At 58.6% G+C, this 10,299-nt stretch carries 8 protein-coding genes; 5 read left to right on the forward strand and 3 right to left on the reverse strand.

Going from position 1 to position 10,299, the window contains the following annotated elements:
• Window positions 1–137 (reverse strand): helix-turn-helix domain-containing protein (locus AC0L25_RS05460; protein WP_473594673.1); only part of this gene is annotated, 137 nt, incomplete at its 3' end.
• Window positions 138–513: 376 nt separating this feature from the next.
• The gene (locus AC0L25_RS05465; protein ID WP_473594551.1) at window positions 514–1,053 is read right to left on the reverse strand and encodes a hypothetical protein; all 540 of its coding nucleotides are present in this window, start codon (window positions 1,051–1,053) and stop codon (window positions 514–516) included.
• 309 nt (window positions 1,054–1,362) lie between these two features.
• Between AC0L25_RS05465 and AC0L25_RS05470 the strand changes: the two genes are divergently transcribed.
• The 4 genes from AC0L25_RS05470 to AC0L25_RS05485 are packed head-to-tail and all read left to right on the forward strand — an operon-like array spanning window position 1,363 to window position 6,948.
• Window positions 1,363–2,811: a TolC family protein gene (locus AC0L25_RS05470; RefSeq protein ID WP_473594552.1), complete on the forward strand. Its 1,449-nt coding sequence runs from the start codon at window positions 1,363–1,365 to the stop codon at window positions 2,809–2,811.
• 40 nt (window positions 2,812–2,851) lie between these two features.
• Window positions 2,852–4,981: a type I secretion system permease/ATPase gene (locus tag AC0L25_RS05475; protein ID WP_352962172.1), complete on the forward strand. Its 2,130-nt coding sequence runs from the start codon at window positions 2,852–2,854 to the stop codon at window positions 4,979–4,981.
• A gap of 49 nt (window positions 4,982–5,030) precedes the next feature.
• Window positions 5,031–6,320, forward strand: a complete 1,290-nt coding sequence (locus tag AC0L25_RS05480) for an HlyD family type I secretion periplasmic adaptor subunit (RefSeq protein WP_352962175.1) — start codon at window positions 5,031–5,033, stop codon at window positions 6,318–6,320.
• Window positions 6,310–6,948: a ribbon-helix-helix domain-containing protein gene (locus tag AC0L25_RS05485; protein WP_473594553.1), complete on the forward strand. Its 639-nt coding sequence runs from the start codon at window positions 6,310–6,312 to the stop codon at window positions 6,946–6,948. The genes AC0L25_RS05480 and AC0L25_RS05485 overlap by 11 nt, the downstream gene beginning before the upstream one ends.
• Before the next feature lie 185 nt (window positions 6,949–7,133).
• Here the strand turns inward: AC0L25_RS05485 and AC0L25_RS05490 are convergent, their stop codons facing one another.
• Window positions 7,134–8,084: a transglutaminase-like cysteine peptidase gene (locus tag AC0L25_RS05490; RefSeq protein ID WP_473594554.1), complete on the reverse strand. Its 951-nt coding sequence runs from the start codon at window positions 8,082–8,084 to the stop codon at window positions 7,134–7,136.
• Between the two features lie 322 nt (window positions 8,085–8,406).
• On the opposite strand from AC0L25_RS05490, the gene AC0L25_RS05495 reads away from it, so the two are divergent.
• The coding region (locus AC0L25_RS05495) for an Ig-like domain-containing protein (RefSeq protein ID WP_473594555.1) at window positions 8,407–10,299 on the forward strand (1,893 nt) is incomplete at its 3' end.

Genomic DNA, 10,299 nt, shown 5'->3' on the forward strand with positions numbered 1-10,299 from the left:
ATCTTCGCCCGCGCAATCCAGCGGATCGCGCTGGACACTCCCACGCCGAACCGCGCCGCCGCTTGCCGCGCCGACATCCCTTCGTCCGAAGCCTTCAAAACCCGCGATCGAAGATCCCCGCTCAATGCTCTTCCCATCGTCCACCTCCATCGAGGTGGATGTTGAATCAGCACAAGACGCAGCTGTCACATCACAATCGATTCATCGACCACAGGACGTGCTCTAGCGATCACAACGGCATCATCGTGGCCACAGGCCCATGCCGGCCGGCCGGGGCGGACCGAAAGCGGCAATGGTGCCCGGTCACCTACTATCCGTTGCCGTCAGTGAGCCTGGACGGCTACGTGAAAGCCCATTTCGTGAAAACCATGGCGTGCCCGGGTCCTAAAGCGCATCGCGTTTGAATGGATTCATGCGACGCGCTTTAAGTTCTTGTTCTTATGCATGTCGTTATCGCAAAACCGCTGCGCACCCTCGGTTCAAGCCCGAGGGCATGCTTTTGCGCGACTTGCATTAGAGATCCCGCTGCAGAGCAATAAGCCGTACGGCGAGCGCTCGGGAACGCTGTCGCGCTTCGCCGAGAAACGCAACATGACAGTAGGCGCAGGCCGCAGTGCCCAGACCCAGCACCAGGCTGTTTTGCCATGTGAAATCGAGGATCAGCGAGAACGGGTGGCCGCTCGGTCCAGTGAATGCCGCAATCGTGCTCGCCGTTTCAGAATGGCTGCTGGAAGCCATTATCAACCCGGCGAAAAGTAGAGCGGCGTGGTTGGCAAGGAAGAAGAGCGCGGCCGATTTTCGCGTCCGGCAAGCCATCCAGCAGAGGATCGATGCGGCGGTCAGGATCGCGGCATCAAGGGCCATTGAACCGCTCAGATAGAGGTCGACCTGCTGCCAGAACATCATCGACAACGGGCGCAGTTCAAGCCAGATCCGCCACAGGGCGGGGCTGGCCGGATAGGTTCCCAGCTGGAACGTCGCTGCTCGTCCCCCTGCAAGAAACAGAAGGATGAGAGCCGGGAAGGCAAAAAGCAATAGCGGCTTGCGCGTCATGTTCCCTCGCCAATCGATAAGCAGAATAGGCTGCAAAGATTGCGCGAAGCTTAAGGAGGCGGCGAGCAGCATTGATCACAGGCGCAGGCGCTTGCCGCAAACCGCAGCCAGCGCCCGTTTTATGTGCCATTTTTGCTACATTCCCGAAACTTATGCCTCGGATTCGGTTCTTGGCCGGGCTAAATCAATAAACACTCACGTATTCGAAGAATTTATCGGATAATTTGTCAAAGCTTCGGTGAGAAGGCTTGGCCATATAAACTTGGGCCATACAAAAAGTACCGGGCAGAAGCGTGGGTGGGGTAGACCATGAATACGACAATCAAAGTGGCCATTGGCAAGCGCCTTGGCCTGCTCATCACATTTTCGATGCTGGGTTGCGGGAGCGCTAGCGCCCTCACGCTCAAGGAAGCGATGGCCGTGGCCGTCGAGTCCAATCCGGAGATCGGCCAAGCGGTTGAAAACCGCGAAGCAATCGAATTCGAACTGCGCCAGGCGAAAGGGCTCTATCTTCCCAGCATCGATCTTGAAGCATCTGCGGGAGCCCGTCGCCTCGACAATTCGTCCCGACGAGCGCTCTCCATAGAGGAAGACGGGCTCTATCCGGCGGAAGCGGGTGTCGTGATATCGCAAACGCTCTACGACAGTGGAGCACGACGGGCCGAACTGAACCATCAGGCGTCGCGGGTCGATGGGGCTTCTTTCAGGGTACTGGAGCGATCTGAATTCATCGGGCTCTCCGTCGTCCAGGATTATCTTGAATACATGCTGCAGGCCTCGATCGTTTCAGAGGCGAAAAAGAACCTGGGCTTCCATCAGGGGATTCTCGGAGATATCCGGCAAGGCATCGCGGGTGGTGCGCTGAACGATGCCGACGGCCAACAAGCCCAGGAGCGGCTTTTAGCAGCCAAGGCACGCTTGCAGGAAGCCTCCGAAGAGCTGGAGCAGGCCAAAATACGATTCTTCAAGACCGTCGGCAAGCCGCTGACCAACGCCACAAGGCCAGGCAGTGTTGGCGGCGCGCTGCCAAGGTCGCTTGACGAGGCGCTGGGACTGGCGCGCGAGAACAATCCGCGCGTTCACATGGCCAACAGCGATATCGACGCCGCTGCTTCACTGGTGGATGCAGCCCGGGCCAAATTCGGACCCGCTATTGTCGCCGAAGGCCGTGCGCGGGCCGGATATGATGTTGATGGCGATGACGGCGACGCCAGCGACCTGCAAGCGCGGCTCGTGCTGCGCTGGAACCTCTATCGCGGAGGTATCGACAAGGCCAACGAACAAGAACAGATCCGCCGCACCAGCGAACAGCGACTCGGATTGCATCAGGTCTTGCGGGAGATCGAGGAAGCGGTCCGCACCTCATGGGATCGCCGCTTCCGGCAAGCCGACCTCGCAAAAACTCTGCGGCTGCAGGCTTCCGAGAGCGCAAAACTCGTCGTCTCCTATCGCGAACAATTCAAGGTCGGACAGCGGTCGCTGCTCGACGTGCTTGATGCGCAAAATACGCGGTTCAATACAGCAACGCTGGCGGATACTGCCTCCTACGCATCGCTGTTCGCCGAGTATCGGCTGTTGGCGGCGACCGGGCAGTTGCTGAAAACGATGAACCTTCAGCCGGCAAAACAGGCGGCGGCTTATGCCAGGACCGAGTTTGCAACGCCGGAGACTGCTGACACCGAAACCTATGCGCGCACCCCGTCGGAACAGAAAAATGATCTGCCTTTCGACATCCTCGCCCCGGTCAGGAAAAAGTAGCTCGGTTTAAGGATCGATCGAGAGTCCTTGCGGGCAGATCGTGAATCAGAAACCCAACATCCTCTCCCCTAAAGAGGCATTCAAGGCCTGCTTTTCGGCTGTTGCCGGATATCTCGGCAGACCGAGCGCCGAAACCGTCCTGTTCGCCGGGGTTCCGCTTTCAGAGACGCGAATAGAGGTGGAGGACATCAGGCATCTTGCCGAACGGATCGGTCTGGAGGTCCAGGAATTCAGCCACCGGGATTTTCTGCGCGGTCGTGTCGATCTTCCCGCCATTCTCTTTCGCGTCAGCCAGTTGCCTGTTGCCCTGCTGGCGGAGATGCAAGACGGCGCATATGCGACCGCCCCGCAGGAAGATGGCCGCACGATCATCGCCAAAGCCGAGCTTGCCGCCGGTTTCATCAGTGGCGGCGTATCCTTTTCGATAACCTATGCCAATGCCGCCGAAGGAATGAAGGTCGGTTCGGCGGCGAAGATAGAAAGGCGTCACTGGCTGACGGGAACGATGGGCGCCTTCTGGCGCACCTATTCGAAAGTGGTCCTGTCGGCGATATTCATCAATCTGCTGGCCATCGCCTCGCCGATCTTCACCATGAACGTCTACGACAGAATCCTGCCGAACAAGGCGACATCAACGCTGTGGGTTCTGGCAATCGGCATCGGCGCCGTCATTTTGTTCGATCTGCTTTTGAAGACCGCCAGGGCGTCTCTCATCGACTATGCCGGGCGCAAAGCAGATCTGCGAATATCATATCTTCTGTTCGAAAAAGTCCTCAACTCGTCTCTGTCAGCGCGCCCTGGCTCGACCGGTGAATACGCAAATCGCGTGACCCAATATGAGTTCGTGAGGGAGTTCTTCACCTCCAATACCATCAGCGTCTTTATCGATACGGCTTTTGTGTTCGTCTTTCTTCTGGTCATCTATGCGATAGGCGGCTGGCTGGTGGTGATACCGGCATTGGCCTTCGTGGCGTCGGTCATCGTCGGGCTGATTACGCAGCGACGTATCGGCAAGCGAGTCGCCGCCTCGATGAATGAAGCTTCTCAGCGCCAGGCCTTGCTGGTCGAATCCATTTCGACGCTGGAGACGATCAAATCGCTGCGGGCCGAAGCGTATCTGCTGCGGAAATGGGGTGAGCACTCCAAGAACGCTGCCAATACGTCGGAAAAGATCAAGCAGCTTTCGGCCGCCGCCGGCAACATCACCCAGGCCATACAGCAGCTTGTGACCGTCGCCCTGGTCGTAGCCGGCGCGTATGCCTTCTCGGAAGGCCATATTTCTACGGGAGCAATAATAGGCACGGTCATGCTGGCGAGCCGCGCGGTTGCTCCACTTGGCCAGATCGCCATCACGCTTTCGAGACTGCGGCAAGCCATGCTCTCGTTGAGAATCGTCAATTCGATCATGGCTCAACCGGAAGACCGGCCGGACACGGTGGGCTTCGTCAACCGCCCCATCCGCAACGGTGCGATGGTGTTCAGGAATGTCGGGTTCGTCTATCCCGGTTCGGAAAACGAGGTTCTGACCGGCCTCAATTTTTCGGTCAAACCGGGAGAACGGATCGGCATCATCGGCCGCATAGGGTCCGGCAAGACAACGATGGGTCGCCTGATCGGCAGGCTTTTTCTTCCGACCTCGGGAGAGCTTTTGCTCGACGGCATCGACATCCGCCAATACCACCCGTCGGAGGTTCGCGCTGCGGTAGGAATCGTCGCCCAGGCCGGCGATCTGTTTTCAGGCACCATCAAGGAAAATCTCCTGATGGCGTGCCCCGAGGCGACCGATGAGGAAATCATCGACGCCGCAAAGGCCGCCGGCGTCGACGAGTTCGTCTCTCGCCACCCGCGCGGCTATGACATGAATGTCGGCGAGCGGGGTACCAATCTCTCGGGGGGGCAGCGACAGACGGTGGCAATTGCGCGCCTGCTGCTGACCAAGCCGAAAATCGTCTTCCTGGACGAGCCGTCAGGCTCAATGGATCTCGCCTCGGAAAGACAGTTGATCAAACAGCTCAAAGTGGCCTTCGATGAAAAAACGACGCTGATCGTGTCAACCCACCGCTACAGCATGCTTGAGCTGGCGGATCGGCTTATCGTTGTCGAACAAGGCAGGATAGTTGCAGACGGGCCAAAGGAACAGGTCGTAAAGGCACTGCAGAAAAGTGGCTGATAAAAAATAGATTATATTGACCGAGTTCAATATAATGGGGCGTAAGGAAATGCTTGCCAAAGAAGATCGTCCGCCGCTTTTCGCGTCGGCGTCCATATTTATCATAGGAGCGCTCTTCGTCGTTTTTGTTGCTTGGGCAGCTTTTGCCGAAGTCGACGAAATCGCACGCGGCGACGGCAAGGTCATCCCGGCGTCCAAGACCCAAATCATACAGGCCAGCGAAGCCGGCGTCGTCCAAGAAATCGCCGTCAAGATTGGGCAGGTCGTCAGGAAAAACGACCTGATCATTCGCCTCGACAACACGCTGAATACGTCCAGCCTTGGCGAGCAGCAGGCCAAGTCTCGCGCGCTTGAAGTGCGGATCGCAAGGCTCAAATACGAACAAAGCGGCAATCTCGCAGGGCCTTTTCCGTGCCCGGCCGACATTCAGTCGATCGCTCCGCAAATCTGCGAGAATGAACAAAAGCTTCTCACAGCCCGGCGCGAAAACTTCGACAATAAATTGTCGGTTCTCAAATCGCGCCTCGACCAGCGCGAGAAGGAACTGGACGAAGCAGCCGCCAATTCCGACCGCCTCACCAGGAATCTGGCCGTTAGTGACCAAGAGGCAAAACTGGTTGGATCAATGGTCAAAAAGGGGCTGATGGCCAGGACAGAGCAAATCCGGGTTGAACGGGAGCAGACCGAACTCAATGGTCAGCTGAACCTGTCCGGCGAGACAGTCAAGAAGATCAGGTCAACGATCACCGAAGCCCAACTCCAGGTCGAGGAGCTTGGCCTCCAGCTGCAGCAGGAAGCACTGGATGAACTGACGCAGGCGCTGGCAGAGCTTTCGGTCGTGGACGAAACCATTCGTGGGGCCACCGACAAGGTAGCGCGCACCGATATCCGTTCGCCGGTGGACGGCATCGTCAATACACTGGAGCTAAACACGGTTGGCGCCTTCGTGCAGCCTGGCTCGGTTGTGGCAGGCATCGTGCCCACCTCCGAAACCTTGCTGATCGAAGCGCGCGTCTCGCCACGCGATGTCGCTTTCATTCGTCCCGACCAGGAGGCGCTGATAAAAGTCACCGCTTATGACTTCTCGATCTTCGGCGGCATCGAAGGCAAGGTCTCCAACATCACCGCCGACAGCCTGGTCGACGAGAAAACGGGTGAGCCCTTTTACCAGGTGCGTGTCGCGACGGACAAGTCGACCCTCGAAAGGGACGGCAAGGCCTATTCGATCATCCCCGGCATGATCTGTTCAGTCGACATCAAGACAGGACGCAAGACGATCCTCAGTTACCTTTTGAAGCCGATCAACAAGGCGCGTCAGGAGGCCATGAGTGAGCGCTAGCGCCAACTCTCCTCCCACCACCGATGATCGGTTGCTTCTGCCGATCACCAGAGAGGATTTCGGGCTGGAGTTCCGGGTTGTCGCGCGTGGCGGCATACGCCGCGGCATTCGTCTGGAAAAGGCTTTCTGGATGTCGCTGAAGCAGATGGCTGAAAATAGGAAATGCACGATCGGCATGCTGATCGACGAGATCGCCAAAAATCAAACCAAGACTGGTAATCTGACGTCGGCGATACGGGTGGCCTGCATACTCGGGCTGGCGGATGAAAACCTGATCCTACGAAAGCTTGCATCGATCAGAACGATCAATGCCATATTGGTTGCCTGCCCCTCGCCCGCTTTTGCCTTGGCGTCATCGAAGAAGATCCTGACTTTCAATGCTCCGTTCCAGCAACTGGTCAAGCGTCAGTTGCCGACCGGACCAAACAATGATGCCCGACAAGATCTCAAGCTGGCGTTGGATCTCAATGTCGCTGACATTTTTGCTCGACTCGATGCCAATGGCGAAGTTCCGATCGCCAGCGGCTTCGTCATCGGCGCCGGCGAACGTCGGTATCGAGGTCAATTGAATGCAGTGCGGGCGCCCGTACCCGAACCGGAGCTGCTGATGGCGTTCGTCAACGGCTGATGCATGTCGCGCAAAAGCTTGCCCTTGGGCTTGACCCGAGGGTGCGCAGCGGTTTTGCGATAACGACATGCGTAAAAACAAGAACTTAAAGCGCGTCGCATGAATCCGTTCAAATGCGACGCGCTTTAGAGCTGCCGCTCCAGGCAGTGCAGCTCAATCCTGGGTGACGATGCTTCGCGTAATTTTCAGAGGAATATATCCGGCTCCGAACCTTCGCCAGGAGCAACCGTTGGGAAAGCGCCTTTGATGTCTGCTATTTGCGCGCCTCCTGGTTTTGCGCCATGGATCCACGCCCGGTCAGTGCTGAAGGAATACAGCGGCAGATAGTCAGGGAGATCGCTGTCTTTCAAAACAGTGTTGTTGAGACTGTCGAGGATGAATGTGCCGCTGCCCGTACTCACCGACAGCACGGCATGAAAGAATTTTCTGCGGCGATCCTGGAGAACAACGAGCGACATGCTCTGCGCCGGGATGCCGGCCCGCAGCAGAGCCGCCATCTTGAGGATGGCAAAATCCTCACAGTCGCCAGCCCGCCGCTCGAGGATTTCCGAAGGCTTCGCCCAATAGTCGAGCCTGCTGTAAACTGCACTGTCTTTCTTGTAGGCAATTGCACGGTTTATGCTGCTGTTGACGAAGGACAGCTTGTCGCTGAATCCCCGGTCTTTGACAGCGTTAACGATCTCGGCAAAAGCAGCGCTCTTGCGCTCGCACGCACTGCTTGCAGAGCAGCCGGCGATGGCCCTGTAGACAGGTGCCCAGCGCGCCGAGACGGGAGAGTTGCGCATGGACAAGGCAACCGATCCGAACACACCGGGGATTATCGCCGCCGTCTGCACAGGATCTATGCCGGCATCGCCTCGCGACGTCGAAAGAGCCTCCCCGTTATAAGCAACAGCTGGCCCGTAGCTGCCGGGAAACACATCTGTGCGGTAAGTTCCAGCAGGCCGCCAAGGCTGAAATCTCGCCAGCGAAACGCCGCCGAGGCATGGCGGCGCCTGCACCTTTTCCAGCGCGCCGCCCGCAGCGACATCCGCCACAATGGCATTCGCGAGTGCTGGCTGCGACAGGCCGACAAGGCCGACCGCCAGCAAAAGCATTTTGAGCCCGGTTGCCAGGCCAGCCTTTTCTTTTTTCATAACGCCCACCTTTGACTGTGGACGCTACCAATCTTGTCTCAAATTATTGGAAAGGAAGGTAGATAACATTGTCGCAAAGGGCTTCGTCTGTTTTGTATAAAATTTTATATATATTTATACTTATTCTTTCGCGTCATTGTCGTAAGGATTGCCAGCAAATTGCCCGGCAGCCCCAACATATATTGGGTTATATAAATGTGGTTTACCATACGTAAAAAATAGTGGCAGATGCATATTAGGATATATGGAATAGATTACGAGACTGTTGCAAAGCCGAGGTGACCGCTGTCTCTTCCAGAGAAATACCGGAGGGGTTTCAGCTATGGCGACAATTACCGAATTGGACAATGTTTCAGGTTCTTCGGACGAACATTCTGCTTCTAATGAACACAGCGCCCTGGCATCGGCGGCAGGAATCCAGGTCGCGCAAGCAGACTCGACCGAGCAACCGGCAGCAGCCGAGCCGGTGCCGGCGGATGTGGGCAACGGCGCACCAGTGCAAACGGAAGCGCCGGCAGCGGCCAATGCACCAGCGGCTGCGGCGCCGCATGAATATGTAGCCGACGCCAGCAACACCGTGAGATTTCCGGCCAACGTCGCCATCGACAATATCCGAGTCGATGGCCGCCACCTTCTGCTCGAACAGCCAGACGGCTCGGTGGTCGTCATCAAGGACGGTGCCCTGAACGTGCCGACCTTTATTGTCGGCGACATTGAGGTGCCGCGCGTCGCCTTGCTGGCGGCGCTTGAAGCTAGCCATGTCGACATTGCCTTCGGCGCCGACGGCTCGATCTCGGCGGGGCCGGGAAACGGGACGCCAGGCAGCGCCGGCGGAAACTTCGCGGTTCCGGTCGGCGGGATCGGCAATGGATTCGATCTGTCGGCGTTGCTGCCGCCGACGGCCTTGCAGTTTGGCCGTTTGGAGCCGCGGGAACTGACGATTGGCGTCAGGGAGAACGACTCTACCCCTTCGATTGATCCTGTGGCCTCGACCACGGTCTATGAGGCTGGCCTGCCGGCACGCAGCGGCGAGTCACAAGGCTCGAACGAGCCTGCGACCTCGGAGACGACCTCCGGCACGATCGGCTTCAGTTCGCCGGACGGCGTGTCGGAAGTCTCGCTGGGCGGCCATGTGCTGACCGGTGTGCCCCAGACCTTCACCGACGCGACCGGCTCGCTGACAGCGAGCTATGTCTATGATCCCGCGACCGGCCTCGGCACGATCAGCTATTCCTATACTCTCATCGACAACACCTCCGGAGACATCACCAGCGTAAACCTCCCGGTCGCGGTGACGGACGCCGACGGCGATCCGGCAGCGCCAGGCAACCTGGCCATCAACATCGTCGACGACGCGCCGACGGCGATTGCCGACACGGACAGCATCGCGGCGGGTCAGTTCGGCCCCGCGACAGGTAATGTGCTTGCTGGCGGGACAGACGGCCTTGACGTCAACGTGACTGACGGGGCGGCCGACACGCAGGGCGCCGATGGTGCGACCGTGGTCGGCGTCACGGGCGGCACGACGAATTCCGATCTGGACGACGCTGGTACGCTTGGCGTGCAGATCCAGGGGACTTACGGCAAGCTGACGCTGAACGCGGACGGCACCTACAGCTATGCGCGCGATGCCGGCACGCCCGGCGGCGTCGACGACGTGTTCACCTACACCATCAAGGATGGCGACGGCGACCTGTCGCACACGACACTGACAATCTCGATCGGCGATGCACCGCCGGTGATCAGCGACCTGACGCCCGAGGCCCGTGGCGGCGACGTGACGGTGAATGAAGAGGCGTTAAATGTCGGGACGCCGGGCGGGCCCGGGTCGAACCCGTCAAGCACGGCCGAGACCGGTACGGGCACCTTCACCATCTCCTCGCCCGACGGCATTGCCTCGCTGACGATTGGTGGTCAGGCCTTCATCACCAATGGCGTGTTCACGGCGGGCTCGTTCACGACGCCGGAGGGCAACACGCTGGCTGTGACGGCCTACGATGCCGCGACAGGTCAGGTGAGCTACACCTACACGCTCCTCGACAACGAGGCACATCCCACCGCCCTCGGTGAGAACAGCCTGTTCGAGAACTTTGCAGTGGTGCTGACCGACCAGGACGGGCAGAGCGCCAACGATACACTCACCATCGACGTCGTCGACGACGTGCCGACGGCGAACGCCGACACCAACAGCGTGGCCGAGGGCGCCATCGCCACC

The sequence above is a fragment of the Mesorhizobium sp. WSM4813 genome (assembly GCF_055811555.1).

What these genes read in the sequence shown, in the direction of transcription:
- AC0L25_RS05465 (WP_473594551.1), bottom strand. Translation starts at nt 1,053, where the DNA reads ATGACGCGCAAGCCGCTATTGCTTTTTGCCTTCCCGGCTCTCATCCTT.
- AC0L25_RS05470 (WP_473594552.1), top strand. Translation starts at nt 1,363, where the DNA reads ATGAATACGACAATCAAAGTGGCCATTGGCAAGCGCCTTGGCCTGCTC.
- AC0L25_RS05480 (WP_352962175.1), top strand. Translation starts at nt 5,031, where the DNA reads ATGCTTGCCAAAGAAGATCGTCCGCCGCTTTTCGCGTCGGCGTCCATA.
- AC0L25_RS05490 (WP_473594554.1), bottom strand. Translation starts at nt 8,084, where the DNA reads ATGAAAAAAGAAAAGGCTGGCCTGGCAACCGGGCTCAAAATGCTTTTG.